General features: G+C 44.1%; 17 protein-coding genes. 14 read left to right on the top strand and 3 right to left on the bottom strand.

Annotation, left to right across the window (positions count from 1 at the left end; all coding sequences use genetic code 11):
- The first annotated feature begins 128 nt into the window (after window positions 1-128).
- Window positions 129-821, top strand: coding sequence for an alpha/beta fold hydrolase (locus tag A7K50_RS06485; protein ID WP_119775081.1), 693 nt, complete (start codon window positions 129-131; stop codon window positions 819-821).
- A gap of 48 nt (window positions 822-869) precedes the next feature.
- On the opposite strand, the gene A7K50_RS06490 is transcribed toward A7K50_RS06485, so the two are convergent.
- A complete protein-coding gene (locus tag A7K50_RS06490; protein WP_119775082.1) occupies window positions 870-1,322 on the bottom strand; it encodes a hypothetical protein in 453 nt (150 codons plus the stop codon).
- 332 nt (window positions 1,323-1,654) lie between these two features.
- Here A7K50_RS06490 and A7K50_RS06495 point away from each other — a divergent pair, with 332 nt between their 5' ends.
- Genes A7K50_RS06495 through A7K50_RS06510 form a run of 4 tightly spaced genes read left to right on the top strand, consistent with a single transcriptional unit; the run spans window position 1,655 to window position 5,812 of the window.
- The gene (locus A7K50_RS06495) at window positions 1,655-1,849 is read left to right on the top strand and encodes a hypothetical protein (RefSeq protein ID WP_119775083.1); all 195 of its coding nucleotides are present in this window, start codon (window positions 1,655-1,657) and stop codon (window positions 1,847-1,849) included.
- 5 nt (window positions 1,850-1,854) lie between these two features.
- Entirely contained in the window at window positions 1,855-2,805 is a 951-nt protein-coding gene (locus tag A7K50_RS06500) for a polyprenyl synthetase family protein (protein ID WP_119775084.1), read from the top strand.
- Window positions 2,786-5,137: an ATP-binding protein gene (locus A7K50_RS06505; RefSeq protein WP_119775085.1), complete on the top strand. Its 2,352-nt coding sequence runs from the start codon at window positions 2,786-2,788 to the stop codon at window positions 5,135-5,137. The genes A7K50_RS06500 and A7K50_RS06505 overlap by 20 nt, the downstream gene beginning before the upstream one ends.
- Before the next feature lie 24 nt (window positions 5,138-5,161).
- A complete protein-coding gene (locus A7K50_RS06510) occupies window positions 5,162-5,812 on the top strand; it encodes a response regulator transcription factor (RefSeq protein WP_119775086.1) in 651 nt (216 codons plus the stop codon).
- Here the strand turns inward: A7K50_RS06510 and A7K50_RS06515 are convergent.
- The gene (locus tag A7K50_RS06515) at window positions 5,742-7,283 is read right to left on the bottom strand and encodes an MBL fold metallo-hydrolase (protein WP_119775087.1); all 1,542 of its coding nucleotides are present in this window, start codon (window positions 7,281-7,283) and stop codon (window positions 5,742-5,744) included. The genes A7K50_RS06510 and A7K50_RS06515 overlap by 71 nt on opposite strands.
- A 248-nt stretch (window positions 7,284-7,531) precedes the next feature.
- Between A7K50_RS06515 and A7K50_RS06520 the strand changes: the two genes are divergently transcribed.
- From A7K50_RS06520 to A7K50_RS06530, 3 genes are all read left to right on the top strand, one after another.
- On the top strand, window positions 7,532-8,638 hold the full coding sequence (locus A7K50_RS06520; protein ID WP_119775088.1) for a PEGA domain-containing protein: 1,107 nt from the start codon (window positions 7,532-7,534) through the stop codon (window positions 8,636-8,638).
- Window positions 8,639-8,858: 220 nt separating this feature from the next.
- Complete coding sequence (locus A7K50_RS06525; protein WP_243103668.1) at window positions 8,859-10,769, top strand: cell wall-binding repeat-containing protein; 1,911 nt, start codon at window positions 8,859-8,861, stop codon at window positions 10,767-10,769.
- Between the two features lie 80 nt (window positions 10,770-10,849).
- A complete protein-coding gene (locus A7K50_RS06530) occupies window positions 10,850-12,643 on the top strand; it encodes an ABC transporter ATP-binding protein (RefSeq protein ID WP_119775090.1) in 1,794 nt (597 codons plus the stop codon).
- A 98-nt stretch (window positions 12,644-12,741) separates the two neighbouring features.
- On the opposite strand, the gene A7K50_RS06535 is transcribed toward A7K50_RS06530, so the two are convergent.
- On the bottom strand, window positions 12,742-13,641 hold the full coding sequence (locus A7K50_RS06535) for a cysteine synthase family protein (protein ID WP_119775091.1): 900 nt from the start codon (window positions 13,639-13,641) through the stop codon (window positions 12,742-12,744).
- Window positions 13,642-13,944: 303 nt separating this feature from the next.
- On the opposite strand from A7K50_RS06535, the gene A7K50_RS06540 reads away from it, so the two are divergent.
- The 6 genes from A7K50_RS06540 to ade all read left to right on the top strand — a co-directional run bounded on the left by A7K50_RS06540 (window position 13,945) and on the right by ade (window position 23,010).
- Window positions 13,945-15,447 carry an IMP dehydrogenase gene (locus A7K50_RS06540; RefSeq protein ID WP_119775092.1) on the top strand — a complete coding sequence of 501 codons (1,503 nt, stop codon included), beginning with the start codon at window positions 13,945-13,947 and terminating at the stop codon, window positions 15,445-15,447.
- 168 nt (window positions 15,448-15,615) lie between these two features.
- Window positions 15,616-17,553, top strand: a complete 1,938-nt coding sequence (gene iorA, locus A7K50_RS06545) for an indolepyruvate ferredoxin oxidoreductase subunit alpha (protein WP_119775093.1) — start codon at window positions 15,616-15,618, stop codon at window positions 17,551-17,553.
- A complete protein-coding gene (locus tag A7K50_RS06550) occupies window positions 17,550-18,146 on the top strand; it encodes an indolepyruvate oxidoreductase subunit beta (protein ID WP_119775094.1) in 597 nt (198 codons plus the stop codon). Before iorA ends, A7K50_RS06550 begins: the two co-directional genes overlap by 4 nt.
- Complete coding sequence (locus A7K50_RS06555; RefSeq protein WP_199698243.1) at window positions 18,143-19,378, top strand: phenylacetate--CoA ligase; 1,236 nt, start codon at window positions 18,143-18,145, stop codon at window positions 19,376-19,378. Before A7K50_RS06550 ends, A7K50_RS06555 begins: the two co-directional genes overlap by 4 nt.
- Window positions 19,379-19,463: 85 nt before the next feature.
- Complete coding sequence (locus tag A7K50_RS06560) at window positions 19,464-21,104, top strand: class I adenylate-forming enzyme family protein (RefSeq protein ID WP_119775095.1); 1,641 nt, start codon at window positions 19,464-19,466, stop codon at window positions 21,102-21,104.
- Between the two features lie 97 nt (window positions 21,105-21,201).
- On the top strand, window positions 21,202-23,010 hold the full coding sequence (gene ade / locus A7K50_RS06565) for an adenine deaminase (protein ID WP_119775096.1): 1,809 nt from the start codon (window positions 21,202-21,204) through the stop codon (window positions 23,008-23,010).
- The last annotated feature ends 15 nt before the right edge of the window (window positions 23,011-23,025 follow it).

The raw sequence follows: 23,025 nt of genomic DNA on the forward strand, positions 1-23,025 counted from the left end.
AAAACCATTTATTAATATCTTCATCATAGTTTGTACTGTAAGCAGTACGTAGTAACAATACTTCGGGATACGCGAGATTTTCTACAACATACATGCAAAAGCCAGATAAAGACTGGAGGCAGTGATAGATGAACGCTATAGATGATGAGAAAACGAAATGTCTAATCATTCACGGGTTTGGTGGCGGGGTACACGAAGTGAAGCCTTTGGCCGAATATTTGACTGCTCTTGGTTATGATGTTATTTGTCCTATATTAAAAGGCCATTCAACAACCAGACATGAAATGAAAAAAGCAACTTATCTGGACTGGATAGATTCTGCTGAACGTGAACTTTTAAGATTAAAAGAAATTGGGGATGAAATTCTGCTGATAGGGTTCTCCATGGGAGGGCTGATTGCATTTAATCTTGCTTGTAAACATGATATTAAGGCCATTGTGACAATCAATACGCCCATCTTCTATTGGAACATATACCAAGTGTTTCGTAATATTGCGGATGACGTCAAGAACAAGAAGCCTAACCACATCAAGAGGTATTTACAAGCAAAAAAGATCTCACCGTTTTTGTCTATGATCCAATTCTTATTATTATTGCACCAAACGAAGCCAAAATTAAAGAAAATAAATTGTCCAATCTTAATTATTCAGGCTGAAGATGATGATACTGTAAGAAGAAAGAGTGTGGATTATATCAATAAACATGTGTCTTCGGATAGGAAAAAGATTAGATATTTCCAAAAAGGTGGTCATTTGATCCTTCTAAGTCCGATGGCCGAACAGGTAATGATATGTGTTGAAGATTTTTTACAAGACAAATAAGTTGAGCTTTATTTCGTAAAGCTGTACAAATGTATTGCAAAACGGTTCCTATGATGCGTTTTTCTTATAACCTTTAAATAAATAATAGCGAAACAGTAGTCCTAGCGTAATCCCAAACACAATTGAACCGATCATTTCTGAATAATAATCATTAATAGGTCTATGCGGAATAAAGTTACGCCCTTCAATAAGCCACATGAAAATGACTTCTAATGTTAACCAGTTTAATAAACTAATGCCGATACTTTTGACTATAAAATAGTCATGATCTAAGAATTTAAGTGCGTAGTAAAAAACAAGAGATAATACACAACCTAATATGATGGAATATATCGCTCCGAGGATATCATTAGGCCTGTCCAGTGTTATCATAAAGCTAGTGAGCTGATATACACTATACTTGGCAAATCCAAAGGTCATTAGAATTCTTGTCACGATTTCATAGGGAATCGTGGATAAAGCTCCCATAAACATAGCTAAAGTGGGTTTATCGTATTTCATCTTTCGTACTACCTTTATATCATAATATTCAAGACTAGTATTCCCAACATAAACATTTTTACAATTCTTTTTTTGCAATTCCTATGATAAGTTTGAGCAAGCCCATGCCCGCTGCAGTCGGGGCAGGGCCTTTATTTATACTGTCATGGGATAAAATATAAAATTCGACAAAACATTCTATTATTCACTGAAGGAATATGGCGCTATTTGAAGAATTTTCCTTATAAATGATCAAGCTGAAGGGAATTCATCAGAATGAATGGAAACTTTGACAAAGACTACTTTCAGTAAGACAAATGGTAAATTTTTTTATTATGAAAGGGGTTTTCAGGATGAACTATGAAGGTATTGCCAATTTTGTTCACGAGTGCGTCAAAAATCCCAAATTGCTAACCCAGGCTGACCAGCAGAGTAAAAATATCGTAAAACCCACTGAACTTCCTGTTATTCAAAATGTTTTTTCAAGGGGTAAGGTATCCGGGGGCGCCATTGCCATTGAAGTCAGTCCGCTTATTCAGTGGGCATAGAATAAATGAATTTTCAGCTTGATCAAAACATCTTTGCAGAAATTAATAGGATTATGGAAGCAACGAAACTTAGTGCTGAAATGTGTCAAATGATTCAAAATTCATTGAATGCAGACAGTAGTACGGGTGAATTATTTAAATGGGCCTATTTAACCACTATGAGTTGCGAGTGTACAGGGGGAAAGCCAGAAACTGCGCTGCCGGGAGCAATTGCGATGGAATTTTTTGCCTTGGCAGCGGATATTTTTGACGATATTCAAGATCAGGATCATGATGATCTGCCCTGGCGAAAAATTTCGGAGGCGAAAGCTATAAGCCTGGCAAATTGTCTTTTAATGTTAAGCGATGAGGCAATTAGCGAAATTCAGGATGATAGGATTTATAGAGAAATCAGTAAGACTATACACCACGCTGGGGTAATTGCCAGTGATGGTCAATTCAGGGAGTTCCTTTATGCTGACTGTGATCATATTTCTCTTGAGCAATGCTTTGAAATAGTCAAACGAAAGTCAGGAAGTTTGACTTCCTGTGCGTGTAAAATAGGAGCGATCCTGGGAGGGGCTTCAGATTCTATTAAAGAGTTGTTAGCAGAGTTTGGCCAAAACTTTGGGATCATGAACCAAATCCGCAACGATTTAAATGACTTTCTGGATTTTCAGAAAAAGCATGATTTTACAAATAATATAAAAACCCTACCCTATGTTTACCTTTTACACACAGCAAAAGAAGTGGGCCAGTTCCATCTGCTTAAAAAGGAAAAAGGCTACCGGTCGCAACAATTATTGGATAATGAAAAAGAATTGTTGAAAAGAACTTCTGCCGAAGAAGGGGTTAGTCAATATTGTGCCGTCATGTTTGAAATTTATCGCCATGTTGCTGGTGAAATCCTTGAAAGGCTTCCCGTTCCAGAAAAACAAAAGGAGAAGATGAAAAAACTTGTGGGAGAAATTTATTAATCGGCATATTTATTATTTAGCAAGTGTGATTTTCATTGTGCTAGGACTTGTTTACTTTGTTGCTTGTCTGGAACGGCCATATATAGGTCTTGATCTAAAAAACGTAAACGGCCACTGGCTGGTGGTAACATGCGATTCTATTGGCGAAGCGTATCAATCCGGGATAGAGTTGGGGGATGAAATCCTCAAAATTGACGGTAAAGATCCTAGTAAAAACCCTATTGTTCAAAAATGGGACATACTGGAAGATGCTACAACAATCGAATTCGTCAGTCCGGGGCAAATGACTTCCAAAGCAATTACTATACATAAACAAATTGATTTGTTTACAGCATTGAGTGAAATTCCGTTAATCATATTAGGGTTTACGTTTTGGCTACTGGGTTTTTTAACTTGGTACAAGCGACCTTTTTTAAAACAAGCTCGTACTTTATTTTGGATGCTTTGGTTATTTGCCTTAGCAATTATTTTAACTCGGGCTTCAGGCCGTTGTTTACTTTTGGCCAAAGAATTGGAGTTTGTTACGTTTTCATTAGCGCCTGTTTATCTTATTCGTTTTTTTTCAATCTTTCCTGTTGATCAGCCAAGAAAAATCAATAAATATGGCCAATTATCAATACTAATTATTCTTACGTTCATAATTATTTTGACAATTATGCAATTTTCAGGCATTGTCCAATTAGCAAGGCTAATAAGAAATCTGTCATTATTGAATATGCTTATTGGCATTATTATTTCGATATGGAACTTAAGTCAGGTAATAAAGTTACCAAAAGAACGGCCAGAAAAGAATGAAGCTGGTATTACTTTGTTAGGAATGATTATTGGGTTTTTGCCTAACATATTATTTGTTGCTATTCCGTTATTTTTCACTTTAAATATAAGGGTATATACCGAATTAAGTTTTCTATTTGTCGCCGCTATTCCTATTTCACTCTATTACGTTATTGCAAATAAATATTTACCGGATAGTCGAAGGTTGTATGAAATCATTATTACAAATTCTTTAGCCGGGATAATCATTAGTATCCTCACGTATTTTATCCTATACAAAATTAAATTTATTCAATCCATGAACTTCGAACTTTATTTAGCTGTATTTATTTTATCAATATTATTTATCATTTGTTTTTATTTAATACGAACAACAATAAGTAAAATATTTAATAATAATATAAGTCAAAGCAAATCCGGTGTTAAACAAAGAATCATTCAACTAGAAGAAAATACCACATTACTGTTAGCCAAAGATCAGCTCTTTGAAGATCTGATTCAGAATTTAGGGATTGACGGGGCTTTTGTTATTGTAGAAAACGAACAGACTGGCTGTTTTGAAAAGTCAGTTGGCCGGTTTAAAAATAATTGTAAAGAACAGTCAAAGTTAGAAGGGTATTTTCGTCAAAATCAAAAGCTGGACCTTGAAGCAGAGTTCATTCCAGAGGAGTTTCCAGCCGAAGTTTTTGTACCATTTGTTTCTCACAATTCTCGCTGTGGAATCTTCTTTGGCCATCGCTATTCTCATGTTAAATTTGATAAGTCCGAATTACCCTTTCTGACGTTACTTGCCGGTCAGTTAGCTTATCAGGTGCTGATGCAGCTCGTTGTTGTTGATCTGACTAAAGAAATTAATTACCTGAACAAAACATTCTCGAACTCTCATAGAAGAAACCGGGAACTTCAGCGTATTACCAATTCCTTAATCCGAATGATTGAACGAGGCAAAGGAAGTCTGGCCAAAGAAATATTGGATGGCCCGGTACAGAGCGTTCTGGATATCAGCCGTTGGTTGAAAATACTGGAAAAAGAAAATATAGATGATGATATGTTCCAACAGGCAATTTCGCGGATGAGGGATCTGATTAATGATTTGAACTATGATCTAAATCAAACGGTTCACAATTTACTTCCGCCAATTTTAGCGGATTTGGGTTTAATTCCTGCTATACAATTGCTGTTTCAGGATATTATGCTAAAGGAGCCAAGCTTCATTCTGCTGGAAACAGAAGGAATTGGATTAGACGATCGTTTTCCAGAGGATATCGAAATAGCCGCTTACCGCTTCATACAAAAAGGAATAATCAACTCCCTGCGTTATTCCGGTTCAAAGAAACAGACGGTCCGTGTTAAACTAAGTGGAGACAAATTGGAATTAACGGTAAGGGATAATGGCCAGGGATTTGATCCCGATCAACTTGGCAAAGGGTTCTTAGACGGGGCGCATTCCGGTTTAGCAATCATGAAAGAACGTATTGAGAGACTGGGTGGACAAATACTGATCAGTTCCGGTATGGAGCGTGGCACAACACTTCAAGCAACAATACCGATATATTAAGATGAATTGAAGTTAGGTGGGCAAATGAACGTTAAAGTTTTAATCGTCGACAGTCACGGGCCGTTTACGGAAAATACCAAAGTTCTTTTTTCCATGGAGCCGCAAATCGAAATCGTGGGAATTGTGAGAAACGAGGGAGAATGCCTTGATTTTGTCCGTCAATCTCCGCCTGATATCGTATTGCTGGATATTCATCTGAATGATGGCAACGGAATCTCTTTGATTGAACAAATCCAACGAATTGCGCCCATAGTAAAAATCATTTTGATGACTGAATGTAATCAGGAAGGGTATGTCATTGCAGCAAGGAATAAAGGGGCCCAGGGGGTAATCTTAAAGGATATGTATATCCGGGAAATGGTTCAAGCCATTCTAAGGATCATGGACGGCGGTTCTTACTTTTATCAAAGTCCTTTAGCTTTTCCAAAAAAACAAATAGACATCGATGATATGCACTTCCCAGTTAAACCTGTGGAAATTCTGGAAAAAATACTAACGCCTGAAGAAAAAGAAATCATGAGATTATTGGCCAAGAGGTTGTCCAACAAGGAAATTGCTTCTATTTTAGGCGTGTCGGTTCGTATCCTCAGTGAACGGATTAATATCATCCTTCTGAAATTTGGCGTGAATACCAAGTTAGAGGCTGTTTTAACCTGGCCTTTTGCAGAGCCTTAAGCTCTCCGTTTTCCAGTACCGATATGGGTCCATGCCCGCCGCAGACGAGGCAGGGCTTTTTATTTTTGTCTTCTAATTCTCCCAGCAGCCTCATGATCTGCTTGCGCATCTCGGTTGCTTTTTGCGAGTCGATGTTTACACTCCGCATCAGGTAAGGTGCCAGGGAGTTGAACGCGGCTCTTTCCTCGGAGAAGCCGCTGATATTCACGAGGTTATCACCGGTGAACACCAGGCCGTATTCTTCGCAGACAAAGATCATCTCGCCGTAAAGATGGCCGCCGCTGCCTTCGAAAACCTGGAATTTCAGATCAGCAACGGTGAATTCTGCGATCGCGATCAGTTCCTGATGTTCTTCGAGTGCCGTGGTCGGAAAGCCGGCGTCAAGTACTTCGAACTGCTCGGGATTTGGCGGGGTATAGCCGGAGATGATCCGGCTGAGTTTGCTGTAGCCCCAGCCAAGATCGCTGTTTTCACGGTAATCGGGGATTCCAGCGGCTTGACACCTTAGACTGTCGGCGCTCTTTTGGTTTAAGCCGATACGTATGCCGAGTTTAGAGAGCAGGCCGCAGTGGTCGACGTCGGCGTGGGTGATAAAAACGCGTTTTTTCAGGGTATCCCAGGCCGGAAAAAGCTCCTTGAATATCTTGAACATTTCTTCGGCATAGATTGCATAGCCGGTATCAATTAAAACGAGTTCTTCAGCTAAAGCAAGCACATAGGTGTTGCTGCCGCAGGGCGGCTGGATGCTGTACAGTGTGACCTGTTCGCTGATCCGGACCTGATCGATGTCGGCGCTGAAATGGCTGCCGCGGTATTTGCTGATAAAATATGCAAAACGACGGATATAGCCAAAGACTTTTTTGGGGCTCTCACCGGTCTCCTGCAGCATCTGGAGGATCCGGTTCGATTCGGAGATGAATTCAATGGTTTGTTCTGTACTTAAAGAAAGGATATGCTGCATTTCATTCGCCAGCCGGATATAGAAAATCGTATTGTCCAAATTCTTTTCAAAATCGTCATATTCGATGATATCAATCTGATAAACTACGCTGATATCATCGAGCAACATTTTAATCATATCCGGATTTTCGATCAGCAGGCCCATTTTGAAATCCTGATAGGGTGTACCGTTGGCACTCGAATTCAAATACGAGATATTAATATTATAGAGGTCCAGAATTTTAAGGACAGGCAGTACGGCACCAGGCCGGTCCGGAATTTTGATATTGACCTCGATGACGCGTGTTTCAGAGAGTTCATTTTTAAGATAACCGACCGTTTCGAGTTCTTTGGCGATTTTCTGATGGTTTTCGGCAGTGGCCTCGACATCCAGAAACAGCATATGCAGGTCAACAGCCTTATTGTAGCTCACGCGGACAATATTGCCGCAGTATTTGGCAATGATCTTGGAAGCGAGCAGGAAAGCTCCTGTCTTATCAGGCATACGGGTAACATAAGATTTTCTGTTCATAACTACCTCAAATCAAATAATTGGCTGTATTTATTATAAAGTTCTGCTCGTTAATTTTCTACAACATCATACATTCAACCCTATTTTAGAAGCCAAGAAAATTTATATTTACATAATGAAAAATAATACGTATTATACATATCGTAACATAATTCACAAATAACTTTATTTTTGTCTAAGTTCGGTATGTTTTTCAGAGAGATGTACAGGTACGTATTTTTAAGAACGACAGAGGAAAGTTAAAGAATATGAAATTAAACGTTACACGACAGTCCCAGGTAGCCGCCGTTGGCATACTTTTGCTGGCAGTTGTTCTAATGGCTGGAAAATTATTAATCTCAGTTAATATCATTAAATTTCATACTCCGAATCACTTATTCAGTCAGGACACTATTTTCTCTTTCCGTGATTATTTAGAAAAGATAGGGGCTATTGTAACCTTGGATGAAAAAGCCCAAGAAATTACAATCCAAACAGGCTTGGATAGCTATTACCTTGAAATCAAGACCGATTCGGTGAAAGGAATTCCAATCTATGTCAACAACGTGTATATCGGCAAAACACCGCTTAAAAAAAGGCTTTTAGCAGGAAAGTACGTGGTTATGGCGAAAAATTCCGGACATGTGAGCTCAATACGCTATTTAACACTTAAACCGGAAACTGCTTCGAATAAACAGATTATACTACCGGTGGACCAAAAAGACTATGAAGGATTCCTGGATGAAATTATCTTGCTTGGCTACAAACCTATAAGGGTTATGGATTACTATAACCATGCTCCAATTACCAAGAAAACTATCGTTTTAAGGCATGATGTGGATGTATCCGCTGAGAAGGCCTTAGCTATGGCAAAAATCGAACACCGCAGAGGAGTTAAAAGCACCTATTATTTTCGTTGGTGCACCGCCGATCCTGAAGTTCTCAAAGAAGTAAGGGCGCTGGGACATGAAGTTGGACTGCATTACGAGACTTTGGCAGATTATTCTCGGCTAAATCATCTCAAATCTGCACAGGATATAACGCCGGCTGTCAAACAAGAATTGCGAAGACGATTAAAGTCAGAGATTGCTCATTTCCGACAGCAATTTGGAAATGTATATACCATTGCTTCCCACGGGGCAGAAGAGAATATCAGGCTTGGCGTTACGAATTATCAGGCAATTATGGCCGGAGAGGATCCGCACGATTATAGTATTATCGGCACTGCCTATGGCCCCATAATCCAACACTTCACGTATATGAGCGATTCAGGCGGTATCTGGGAACCATTTCCTTACCCAAAACTCGAAGAAAGTAACGCCGGCCCGTTTTATATCTTGATTCATCCCATCCATTGGGCTTCCGGTTTAAACTGATAACCTTATAGCCGCTGCACAGGCATGCTCTAAAAAATGTCTTTGCATATTTGCTGCTTCAATAAAAGAAACTATGGGATCGTTATTTTTTGTAAATAATGGTATGATATAGTATAATAGTTAAATCATTTTCATATAAAGGATTTTGTAAGAACCTAATCTGCTGTGGGTTGAAAGGAGATACAAAGTGAAAAGATACGCAAAACAATGCCTTTCAGTAATGTTAACTTTAATCTTATGTCTGGGTGCATTTGTCCCCGAGGCTTTAGCATCGACGATCCCTACCCACCGTATTTCTGGGGATACACGGTATACCACTGCCGCTAATATTGCCAAAGAAGGTTGGTCCGGAGGCTCACAATGGGCGATTATCGCCTGTGGAAGTAACTTTCCTGATGCTTTGGCGTCAACCCCTCTGGCAGCAAAGTATAATGCTCCAATCTTACTGACGGAAAAAGACAGTTTAACAGCAGTTACGAGGTCCACGCTGACTGCGCTAGGCACAAAGAATGTCTATATTGTCGGTGGACCAGCTGTCGTTTCTACGGCTGTTGAAACCCAGCTGAAGTCGATGGGAATCTCAGTTACCCGACTGTCCGGAAGCGACAGATATTATACCTCGGTTGAGATAGCTAAACGTATCGGTAATACATCCGGAATGCTTGTCGTCGCTCCTGGGGGTGATTATCCGAATGCGCTTTCGATTTCATCCTACGCCGGCAAAAAACAAATTCCAATGATCCTGGTGGATAAGAGTACGGTCAGCGAAAGCCTGGAACAATATATTGCAAACAACAGTATTCAGCAAACTTATGTGATCGGCAATACTGCTGAGATCAATGATTCAGTCTTCAACGCCCTCCCAAGCCCGACACGCATTCAAGGAAGTGACCGCTATGCTACAAATCTAGCGGTTTTGAAAGCTTTTGAGCCCGAATATGCCTTTGACAATACATTTTTAGCAACCGGTAATAATTTTGCCGATGCTCTGGCAGGCTCATCCTATGCCGCGAAATTGAGCTCACCGATTATCTTGACCGGAAAAACATCAGACAGCCGCATTAATAATTACTTAGCAGCCATTAGCTCCAGTATTACACAGCTGAATATACTTGGCGGGGAAGCTGCAATTTCATCATCCCTAGTCAACAGTTACCTTGGGATTGAAACGGGAGGGACCTTAACCGCCAAAGAGATTTTTGCCAAGGTCAGCCCTTCTATCGTTTACATTGAGACTTATGACAGCAGCGGGAATGCTCTGGGGAGCGGCAGCGGTTTTATTGTTGATTCCAGCGGCAAGGTTGCGACGAACTACCATGTAATTGAAGGCTCGTACAGTGCTAAAGTAAAGACCGCGGCAGGGACATCCTATGATGTCCAAAAGGTCTTAAGTTATAACGAAACAACCGATTTGGCCATACTTAAAATTAGTGCGACAGGATTGACTGCTGTCTCCCTCGGTGATTCTAGCCTGATTGAAACAGGAGATAATATCTATGCAATCGGTAACCCGTTCGGATTGGAAAATACTTTGTCTAACGGTTTAATCAGCACAAAATTCAGAGATATTAATGGAACGACATATATTCAGATTTCTGCCCCGATCAGTTCCGGGTCAAGCGGCGGTGCGCTGGTGGATGAGCAGGGAAAAGTCATCGGTATCACAGCCGCCGTATATTATGGCGGCCAGAACCTGAACTTCGCAGTTCCGATTAACCTGTTAAAACCTATGCTCTTGGAGAATATTAATAAAACACTGCCGGAAATTTTACCGGCCATTTACAGTGTCTTTGCCAATATGGCTTCTTATATTCAGAATGCCTATGGCACAAATGTGATTGCAGGCCAAACAATCAAATATTCCGTTACCGTGACTGCCTATCAGGGTAATACCGATACTTCCCATGATGGAAGTGCATTTATTGTATTTACGGTGACCCCTGAGACAGATGCTGCTGAATCGGACGTGCTGGATAATCATTCCGAAGCTTATCTTGTGTGGCTGGAGGCTATGCTGAATGACCTTCAAACAAGATATGGCCCGAATGTGTTTAACGGTGGAATGTACTACGGAGACTCATTCTATATCTTATTTGATAATTGGGACGGGTATACTCAATACTGGTATTAGGAGATTCGTTAAAGGCTTTTCAATCCTGCCAAGTCGTGCTAATCTACCCATAGAGAATTAATCGGAAGGGTGGTGGTACGATGGGTCTTGGCAGAGTGCGTTTCATCGATGATTCAGTGGAGCTGCCAAAAATTACGGGCAAAATGCTGGCCAGAATCTTCCGGTATTTTATTCCGTACTGGAAACAAACCGCCGTGATCATCCTGTCCCTGGTCGTTTCAGCGCTGCTTGGACTCGTACCTCCCTTAGCGACCAGGAGTATATTAGATGAGGCTCTGCCTCAGCACGATATGAAGTACCTGGCGATTCTGATGCTGGTTGCCATCGGGGCAGCTATCTTAAGCGGTTTGTTGATGGTCGGACAAAATTATCTCAAAACCTTGATTGCCCGGAATATCATCTATAAGATGAAAAACCAGATGTTTGACCATATTCAGCATATGTCCCTGCGTTTTTTCTCCTCGGTCAAACCGGGTGAAATCATCACGCGGATGAACAGCGATATCAATGGCGTCCAGGAAATGCTGAACAGCACGATCATCAATACGCTCAGTAGCACCCTGACGCTTGTCACCACAGCTGCGGCGCTGATCTCGATGAACTGGAAACTGGCGATTGTCGGCATGGTAATCGTTCCGCTTTTTGTCATACCAACACGCAAAGTCGGCAAAGTCAGATGGAAGATTGTATCCCAGACCCAGGCCAAGGTCGATGAACTGAACCAGATTTTACAGGAGACATTCAGCATCAGCGGTTCGATCTTGATGAAAATTTTTACGAAAGAAAAAGCGGATTATACGAAATTCGAGAAAGTCAATCGGGAAGAATCCCGCCTGCGGACAAAAGAGTCTTTAGCCGGGCAATGGTTTACGATGACTATCAGCATCTTTACCTTCATTGGGCCGATGCTCATCTATTTTTTTGGCGGTTACCTCTATATGCATGGGGAAATCACTGTCGGGGAAATTGTGGCTTTTGTAGCACTGCTGGCCAGGCTTTATACCCCTGCAGCCCAGCTGTCAAATATCCATATCAATGTTGTCCGTTCGTTCGCTTTATTTCAGCGGATCTTCGACTATTTTGACCAGCCGTTTGAGATTGTGGATCGTGACAAAGCGAAAACCATTGTCTCAGTTGTCGGTCAAGTTGATTTTGAACACGTTTCCTTTTCATATGATCATAAAATACCTGTTCTCCAGAATATCAGCTTCTCCGTTGCCCCCGGAACCATGGTCGCGCTGGTCGGTCCGAGTGGGGCAGGGAAGACAACCATCACGAATCTAATCCCAAGACTGTACGATGTTATGGACGGCTGTGTTAAAATTGATGGAGAAGATATCAGGGATCTGACACTTCAGTCCCTGCGCAGGCAAATTGGCATTGTAATGCAGGAGCCTTATTTATTTAATGACACAATTGAAGAAAACCTAAAATACGCCCGGGAAGATGCCACGGTAGCTGAAATGATAGAAGCCTGCAGGGCAGCCTATATCCATGATTTTATCATGACGCTGCCGGACAAATACCAGACGGTGGTCGGAAACAGGGGAATCAAGCTGTCAGGAGGGGAGAAGCAGCGGATCTCGATTGCCCGCGTCATCCTGAAGGATCCCCGGATCATTATCTTTGATGAAGCAACTTCTTCCCTGGATTCAGTGTCCGAGCTGTACATTCAAAAAGCAATGGTTCCTCTGCTGCAAGGGAAGACAAGTTTTATTATTGCCCACAGGCTTTCCACGGTACTGGCAGCCGACCAGATCCTTGTCGTAGAAAAAGGACGGATCGCGGAAGTAGGAAAACATGCGGACTTATTGTTACGGGACGGGATCTATAAAAAGCTGTATGATACACAGTTCAAGAACCAGACAATATAAAATATAATTCTTAATAAGTATGATCTAAGTTAAGCGAAGGCAGACGAAAGATCCAAACCAATTACTGTTTGGATCTTTCGTCTGCTATTATCTGCTGCTTATTCAGCTAAATTAAATAGATTCGTACTCAGATATTTTTCCCCGCGATCAGCAAACAGGACCACGATCAATCCTTCTTCGATATCTTTGATGCATTCCAAAGCTGCAATCATTGCGGCTCCGCTGCTCATGCCGACAAAGATGCCTTCCTGGAGGACGATGGCTCTGGCCATGACAAAAGCGGCCTCAGATTCAATCATGACTGTCCGGTCTATCTTGCTAGGATCATAGATTTCCGGCACAATGGCCTCTTCCATGTTTTTAAGACCCTGAATATAATGGCCCTTCTCAGGGTGGGCTTCAATAATTTGAACCGCAGGATTCTTGTCCTTTAGACCCATGCCAACGCCCATGAGCGTCCCTGAGGTACCAAGCGCGGAAACGTAGTGAGTGACTTTTCCGTGGGTCTCCTCCCATATTTCATGCGCAGTCGTATAATAATGGGCGAGCTTATTGTATTCGTTTGAGAATTGGTTCGGCATGAAATATTTCTCTGGATACATCCTGCAGAGCTCATGCGCTCTGCGGATTGCTCCGTCAGTTCCCTGGGAAGAGTCGGTCAGGATTGTCCTGGCACCAAAAGCTTCGATCATTTTGCGGCGCTCCACGGATACGGCTTCACTCATCACGATTTCAACCTTATATCCTTTAACAGCACCGATCATGGCGAGGCCAATCCCTGTGTTACCGGAAGTCGGTTCAATAATGGTCTTGCCAGGGACAAGCGAGCCACACGCTTCGGCTTGCTCAATCATTTTTAAGGCAATGCGGTCTTTGATGCTTCCAGTCGGATTAAAACCCTCCAGCTTTGCGTACAGCGCAACGTGCGGCTTCGGATTTAATCTGTTGATCCGGACCAACGGAGTATGTCCAATGGTCTCGAGAATATTATTGTACACAAGCATCTTCCTCTCTGATCATTCAATACTAAGAATACTATACACTATCTTTGTTGGCAGGGAAATCCTGTTAAACTCTCTTTTTTGCTATGAAATAAAATTTAAATTGTCTGAATTTCTGTCAACATCTTGATTTTTGAAAGGAATGTGATAATATTTAGCGAATAAGAATATTTCTGGTTAAATTTTCGTAGTTGATTTTCAAGAAGACTTGGCTAGCGCCTGATATAAATGAAGAAGTACAAGCTTTATGCAATAAAAATGCTTTGAACGATTAATATTAATGATAAAGGAGAGATTGATATGGCTACTTATTTTGATGAACCTTCTCATACTTTTGGAGAATATTTATTAGTACCCGGGTATTCTTCAGCAGACTGTACCCCGTCAAATGTAAGTCTGAAGACTCCCGTTGTAAAATACAAAAAAGGTGAGGAATCTTCCATTAACATGAATATTCCTCTGGTATCGGCAATCATGCAGTCTGTTTCGGACGATAAAATGGCAATCGCTCTGGCCAGAGAAGGCGGTATTTCGTTTATTTATTGCTCTCAACCGATTGATACACAGGCTCAGATGATTGCGCGTGTCAAAAACTATAAGGCAGGTTTTGTGACCAGCGATTCCAATATCACCCCGGACAGCACGCTGGCGAACATTTTGGCCCTGAAAGCCAAAACGGATCATTCCACAGTGGCTGTGACCTCAGACGGTACAGCTTCGGGTAAGCTGCTGGGTCTTGTTACGACCAGAGATTACCGCGTCAGCAGAATGTCCAAAGATACGAAAGTCAAAGAATTCATGACGAAGTTTGAGGATCTGATCTGCGGAAACGATCAAGTCACCCTGAGTGAAGCCAATGATATTATTTGGGACCATAAGCTGAATGCTTTACCTTTGATTGATAAAGACCAAAACCTTAAGTATCTGGTCTTCCGCAAAGACTACGATTCCCATAAAGAATACGAGAGGGAGCTTCTGGATACCTCCAAACGGTATATTGTCGGAGCTGGGATTAATACCAGGGACTATGAAGAACGGGTGCCTGCGCTGGTCAATGCCGGAGCGGATGTTCTTTGCATTGATTCTTCCGAAGGCTTTTCGGAATGGCAGAAAAGGACGATTGACTTTATTCGCAAAAAATACGGTGAATCCGTAAAGGTGGGTGCCGGGAACGTCGTGGACCGCGATGGATTTTTATTCCTGGCCGAAGCTGGGGCTGACTTTGTCAAAGTCGGTATTGGCGGCGGGTCGATCTGTATTACCCGCGAACAAAAAGGGATAGGCCGCGGACAGGCTACCGCGTTGATTGAAGTTGCCAATGCGCGCGATGAATATTTTAAGGAAACCGGAATCTACATCCCCGTCTGCTCGGATGGCGGTATCGTCCATGATTATCATATTACGCTGGCTCTGGCGATGGGTGCCGATTTTATCATGCTTGGCCGGTATTTCTCACGTTTTGATGAGAGTCCGACGAACAAAGTCAATATCAATGGCAGCTACATGAAGGAATACTGGGGAGAAGGCTCTAACCGTGCCAGGAACTGGCAGCGCTACGATCTCGGTGGTGACGGCAAGCTTTCTTTTGAAGAAGGCGTTGACTCCTATGTGCCATACGCCGGCAGTTTAAAAGACAACGTAACCCTGAGCCTGAACAAAGTCCGTTCAACCATGAGCAACTGTGGGGTTCTGACGATTCCAGAACTGCACAAAAACGCCAAACTCACGCTCGTATCCGCAACAAGCATCGTGGAAGGCGGTTCACATGACGTCTTACTGAAGGATAACAGCTATATAAAATAAAAAATTGCCTTAAAAACAGTAATGTCGTTGACGATCATGCCAAAAAAGAATTATACTTAAATATGTTATTTTGCAATTTCAAAGCTTGTCTTTCTTCAAAGGGCAAGCTTATTGGTTTGTTGGTCAATATTAGTCTATTGGTCTTGATCTGCTTTAGGAGGACGATTCATGGAACAAGTACTTTTAATGGGGAATGAGGCAATTGCTATGGGAGCTATCCGGGCCGGCGTTGCGGTTGTAACCGGCTACCCTGGCACGCCTTCCACAGAAATATTGGAAACTGTCGCCCGGAAAAATCCCGGGAATATTTATGTTGAATGGTCGGTTAATGAAAAATCTGCGCTGGAAGTTGCGGCTGGTGCAGCCTATACTGGTCTCCGAACGATGGTGACCATGAAACAGGTTGGTCTTAATGTTGCTTCCGATCCATTAATGAGCCTCGCTTATATCGGGGTAGAGGGGGGAATGGTCATCGTTGTTGCTGATGATCCCGGACCTATTTCTTCCCAGACAGAGCAGGATACCCGCCATTTCGCTTCTTTTGCCAAACTGCCTGTCTTTGACCCATCTTCACCGGAAGAAGCTTATCAGATGATTGGCGATGCGTTTGCTTATTCGGAAAAATATAAGACCCCGGTCTTATTTCGTCCAACCACGCGTGTTTGTCATGGTAGCGCCTCTATGATATTTGAACCCGCTCAGGCGGCTTTTTCGGTCGGTGCTTTTGTCAAAAATCCGAAGTGGACGATTTTTCCTCGTCTTTCTTATGAAAAGCATCTGCAAATTGAAGCCAGGCGTCCAATACTGGAAGCGGACTTTTCGTCCTATCCCTGCAATACATTAACCGGCAGCGGTAAAAGAGGTATTGCCACAGGAGGCATCAGTTATGCTTATACGTGTGAAGCAATCCAGGCCCTGAAGGAGTGCCGTCAACGCGAAAACGATATACAGAAGAATAGTTCGGATATTGACTATAAACTGTTCAAAGTTTCAACGCCGCATCCTTTTCCGGTAAAACTGGCCCTAGAGTTCTTAAGTGGCCTCGATGAAGTTCTGGTGATCGAAGAACTGGACCCAGTGATTGAAAAAGAATTGATTTTCCTGTGCGGCCAATACCATTTGCCTGTCAACGTCTTCGGCAAACTGAGTGGCCATAGCCCTCAGGCCGGGGAAAACAGCGTTGAAATCGCACTCAAGGCAATCACGAAATTCTTAAAGAAGCCCAATCAGGATGAAGATTGCCGTCTAAATCTCTCCACATTGAATGCTAAACATGAGGATATAAACAATAAAGAAGAAAACATAGCTGAAGAGGATCAACAGATTGTAGAAGTTATACAGCCTGAGCAGCAGCCGGACCTGCCGGTCCGGCCTCCGGTACTCTGTGCCGGGTGTCCGCACCGCGCTTCTTTTTACGCGGTGAAAAAAGCCATGAAAGGTAAGAAAGCGGTCTTTTCCGGTGATATCGGCTGCTATACGCTTGGTAATGCAAGTCCGCTGGAGATGGTCGACACCTGCCTCTGCATGGGTGCAGGCATTACGATTGCCCAGGGACTGCACCGCGCTGAACCGGATACGGTTAACTTTGCATTTATCGGTGATTCAACCTTTTTTCATACAGGCATTGCCGGTGTGATTAATGCTGTTTACAATGAAACTGATATCGTATTGATTATCCTCGACAATTCGACAACGGCGATGACCGGCCATCAGCCACACCCGGGCACAGGGAAAACCATGATGGGAAGTATCGCTGAAAAAATTAGTATTCCGGTTGTCCTTCGGGCCTTGGGTGTTAAACAGATTACGACATGCAATCCGCTCAACTTAAAACAAGCGATCGCTACCGTCCAAGATGCTGCAGCGGTGCGCGGCGTTTCAGCGGTGATCTTTGAATATCCGTGTATTGCAATAGCCAAACCAGGGCCCCGATTTACGGTCGATCCCGGAAAATGCAGTGGCTGCAAGCGCTGTATCAAAGAATTGGGCTGTCCGGCCATTACTTGGAAAGTGGATAAGGCTGAAATTGATTCGGCTTTATGTTACGGTTGCTCCCTCTGTACACAGATCTGTTCTTTTGCTGCGATAGGAGGTGAGCCGGTATGAATATTATCTTAGCTGGGGTAGGCGGTCAGGGAATTGTCCTGGCTTCCAAAGTTATTGCCCAATCCGCGATGCAAAAAGGCTTAAAAGTTCGTACAGCGGAGACGATCGGCATGGCCCAGCGGGGTGGCTGCGTTGTCAGCCATGTAAGGATCGGTGAAAATATTCACGCTCCGCTGGTAGCACTGAAGACAGCTGATCTGGTGATAGGCTTTGAACCCGCGGAAGCTGTACGGGCGCTTCCTTTTTTAAAGCCTCAAGGGACCGTCATTGTCAGTCAAAAAGCAATTAAACCGGTCACAGCTTCACTCTCGGCTGAAGGCTATGAGGGGAAGACGATGCTGGACTATCTGCAAAACAGTGTCAGCCGGCTCTATATTGTGGATAGCGATGCAGTCTGTTCTGTCTGCGGCTCATCAAAAGTCTTAAACACTGCCTTACTCGGTGCAGCAACAGGCAGCGGTGTACTTGGTTTTACACTTACGGAAATCGAAACTGCTCTGGAAAGCGTATTGCCGGCTAAACTGCTGGACATGAACATTCAGGCCCTTCGGGCTGGTGCCCAAAATATAGAAGAGGGGAATATTTGTGTATGAAACGGATGAATGAAACCCAGTTTGCAGCAATTAAAAATACTCTGACCAAGCTCTGTAGTCTCGACGGCTTTTACAGCAAGAAATTTGCAGGCAACGAACTTCAGAGCATGCAAAGCCAGGAAGATTTTGAAAAATTACCATTTACCAATAAAGATGATCTGAGAGAAGCTTATCCGCTTGGCCTGCAGGCTGTTCCCGACAGTGAGATTGTCCGGATTCATTCCTCTTCCGGAACCACCGGCACCCCGGTCATTATTCCGTATACAAGGCGAGATGTCGAGGACTGGGCCATCATGTTTAAACGCTGCTATGAAACAGCGGGTCTGACCAACTTGGATCGGGTTCATATTACACCAGGTTACGGCTTGTGGACAGCAGGCATCGGCTTTCAGAACGGAGCTGAGCTTTTAGGGGCCATGGTTATTCCGATGGGCCCCGGTAATACCGACAAACAAATTCAAATGATGATGGATTTAAAGAGTACCGTTTTGTGCGCGACTTCATCTTATGCCCTTCTCCTGGCTGAAGAAATTGCCAAAAGGGGCGTCAAGGACAAAATCCACCTGCGTAAAGGCGTTATTGGGTCAGAACGCTGGGGTGAAAAAATGCGCCGACGCATCGCCGGTGAACTAGGTGTTCAATTATACGATATCTATGGCTTGACTGAGATTTACGGACCGGGTATCGCGATGAGCTGCGATTACGAATGCGGCATGCATTATTGGGATGAGTATCTATACTTTGAGATTATCGATCCGCATACCGGCCAGCAGGTACCGGAAGGCGAAATCGGGGAACTCGTGATTACGACCTTAAAGAAGGAAGGCGCGCCGCTGATTCGCTACCGCACCCATGACTTAACCCGTTTCCTGCCAGGAGAATGTGCCTGCGGCCTGGCTTATCCCAGAATCGATACCATTATTGGCCGTACCGATGATATGGTCAAAGTTAAGGGCGTCAATATTTTCCCGGGTCAGATTGATGAGCTTCTGCGCGAAGTAGAAGGCGCCAGTAGTGAATACCAGGTCATGATTGACCATTTAAGCGGCAAAGATATTATGACGCTGTTCTTTGAGACCGAAAACAATGCAGATAAAAAGCAGCTCGAACAAGACGTCAAACAACATTGTAAAGCAAAAATTGGGATCTCCGTCGTCCCGAAGGCCGTAGCTATCGGAGAACTTCCCCGAAGTGAAAAGAAATCAACCCGTATTTTTGATAACCGCTACTGATTTTACATTTTTATAATTTAGCATCTTAATAAGTCAACTGTTGATAAATAAATGTTGTCACGGTAGAACGGGAGGAGATTAAACAATGCCCATTACTGAATTGTTGGTACGCAACGCAACGTTGTACGGACAGGAGAAATGTCTGACCGAGATTAATCTGGATCTTCAGGAAAGCCATAATGTCACCTGGAGAGAGTATGAACTGATCGAAAACAATCCGGCAGGGGAATACCGGCTGGAAATGACCTGGCGGGTTTTTGACGAGAAAGCGAACCGTATGGCGAATCTGCTTCTGAAAAGAGGCATTAAGAAAGGCGATAAAGTCGCCATTTTATTAATGAATTGCCTTGAATGGTTGCCAATTTACTTCGGTATCTTAAAATCCGGCGCTGTTGCAGTCCCTTTAAATTTTCGCTACACAGCTGAAGAAATCAAATACTGCCTGGAATTGTCCGATACAATTGCGTTGATCTTCGGACCGGAATTTATTGGCCGAGTTGAAACCATTTATGATCAAATCCCTAAAGTCAGAGCGCTTTTATTTGCGGGTGAAAACCGTCCGTCTTTTGCGGAGAATTACGACCGGCTAGCAGCAAACAGTTCCTCGGAGGTTCCGCAAGTTGTATTGTCTGAAGATGATGATGCGGCCGTCTACTTTTCTTCTGGGACGACCGGTTTTCCGAAAGCCATCCTACATACACACCGGAGCTTAATGTCGGCCTGTTATACGGAACAAAACCATCATAGACAGACCCGTGACGACAATTTCCTGTGCATACCGCCGCTATATCATACCGGCGCCAAAATGCACTGGTTTGGCAGCCTGCTCTCGGGCAGCAAAGCTGTCCTGCTGCGCGGCGTCAAACCGGAGTGGATTCTAAAGACGATCAGCGAGGAAAAAATCACCATCGCCTGGCTTCTCGTTCCATGGGCCCAGGATATTCTGGATGCAATAGAGAGCGGCAAAGTCAAGCTGGAGGATTATGAGCTTTCCCAATGGCGCCTGATGCATATAGGGGCCCAGCCGGTACCTCCCAGCCTGATCCGCCGCTGGAAAAACTATTTTCCAAATCATCTGTACGATACAAATTACGGTCTGAGTGAGTCCATCGGACCGGGCTGTGTGCATCTTGGCATAGAGAACATCCATAAAGTGGGCGCGATTGGGATACCCGGTTATCAGTGGGAAGTTCAAATTACGGACGAAAACGGCTGTCCGGTCCCACAGGGTCAGGTAGGGGAACTGAGGGTCAAAGGTCCGGGTGTCATGAAATGCTACTACAACGACCCTGAAGCCACGGCTGTGGCCCTGAAAGATGGCTGGCTGCTGACCGGTGATGTGGCCAGGATGGATGAGGACGGCTTTATTTATTTGGTCGATAGGAAAAAAGATGTGATCATCAGCGGCGGCGAAAATATTTATCCGGTTCAGATCGAAGACTTCCTGCGTGCACATACGTCGATTAAGGATGTCGCAGTGATTGGTCTGCCTGATCCGCGCCTGGGTGAGATTACCGCAGCAATCATCGAACTCAAACCGGGAAGTATCTGCACAGAAGAAGATATCGGCGTTTTCTGTGCACCAATGCCCCGCTATAAACGTCCGCGCCGGATTATCTTCGACAAGGTCCCGCGCAATCCAACCGGTAAGATTGAGAAACCGCGTTTAAGGGAAAAATACGGGGCAGCCACCCTAATTGCCGCCCAGACAGAAAATGGTCTATAATTAATGAGATGAAATAAAACCATTGATAAAAATAATCATTGATAAAAGTAATCATAGCTAAGAGGAATCATCCATGAAGTAAAACGAGGGGATCCACATGTTAAATGATTGTGCGCTCAATTTTCTCGTAAAAGATTTTCAAGAGAAAACAGCCGAACTGGCTCAAACCGCCATGGGTATCCTGAAAGCGGACACGGTGATCCGGGGCGGCCGGATCATCAATGTAAATACTTGTGAAATCGAAGAAAACAAGGACATTGCGATCAAACACGGCCGGATTGTCCTGGTCGGTAATGCCGCGCCTGCTATCGGGGAACAGACGAAGATCATCGATGCCTCAGGCTATACGCTGGCACCCGGTTTTCTGGACGGACATCTGCATGTCGAGAGCAGCATGGTCACGCTGAGGGAATTCACCAGAGCTGTCCTGCCGCAGGGAACGACGTGCATTGTTATGGACCCGCATGAGATTGCCAATGTCTTCGGTCTGGAAGGCGTTAAGATGATGGTCGAAGAAGGACAGGCCATGCCGCTTAAAGTATTTGCAACAATGCCGTCCTGTGTACCTGCTGCTCCGGGTTTTGAAGATGCCGGAGCGATCATCGGCCCGGCTGAAATCGAAGAAGCCTTGCAGGACAGCAGGATCATCGGGCTCGGGGAAATGATGAATTATCCGAGAGTCATCTCTGGTGATGCGCAGGTTCATGCCGAATTAAAGGTAACGCTGAACGCCGGCAAGCCGGTTACCGGGCATTACGCTTCTGCTGATCTCGAACAAGGATTGCAGGCTTATGCAGCAGCCGGGATCCTGTCCTGCCATGAAAGTACGACCAGGGAGGATGCCCTGGCCCGGATGCGTCTCGGTATGTATGCCAAACTGCGGGAAGGCTCAGCCTGGCAGGACGTTAAGGAAACCGTCCGGGCCATTACTGAAAACAAAGTAGATTCCCGGTATGCCGTGCTGGTGACGGACGATGTGCATCCGCATACCCTTTTGGCCAAAGGACACCTCAACCATGTGATCCGCCAGGCGATTCGCCAGGGTGTCAATCCGGTTACGGCGATTCAAATGGCAACCATTAATCCTGCTCAGTGTTTCGGGCTTGACCGGCATCTCGGGAGTATCTCGCCCGGCAGATGTGCAGATATTGTTTTTCTGCGTGACCTCGCGGAAGTCACCGTGGAAAAGGTGATGATAGACGGGGAAATCATAGCAGAACAAGGACGGATGCTGGCTGAAATTTCATCCGTCAGCTATCCAGAGAAGTTCCGCAGTTCCGTTCATCTGTCCAATAAACTGAAATCCGGAGACTTCATCATCAAAGCTCCGGAAGGAAGAACGACGGTCAGGGCACATGTCATCGAGATCAAAGAAGCCCAGACCGGAACCCTTCATCGCGTGATCGAGATGGGAACAGCGCAAGGACAGGTATGTCCTGACATTACAGCCGATATTGCCAAAGTTATGGTCCTGGAAAGGCACGGCGGCCCAGGGAATTATGGCCTAGGATATGTAAAAGGTTTCCAGATGAAGAGCGGGGCAGTCGCATCAACAGTAGCTCATGACAGCCATAATCTGATTATTATCGGTGTAAACGACGAGGATATGGCGCTTGCCGGCAATACGGTGGCTGACCTTGGCGGCGGGATGGCCGCAGTGAGAGACGGGAAAGTGCTGGCCGTACTACCTCTACCGATTGCCGGCTTAATGTCGGATAGACCGGTCGAGGAAGTGGCCGGAATGGTGGCTCAGCTTGATGAAGCCTGGAAAGAGCTTGGATGTAATTTGGTCTCGCCATTTATGACCATGGCGCTCTTAAGTCTGCCTGTTATCCCGGAACTGCGCCTGACGAACCGTGGACTGATTGATTGTCTGAACTTTTCATTCCTGTCTTTGCTCGAATGATACGCTCCAATGATA

It is taken from the genome of Dehalobacter sp. MCB1 (assembly GCF_003590275.1).
Lineage (GTDB): Bacteria > Bacillota > Desulfitobacteriia > Desulfitobacteriales > Syntrophobotulaceae > Dehalobacter.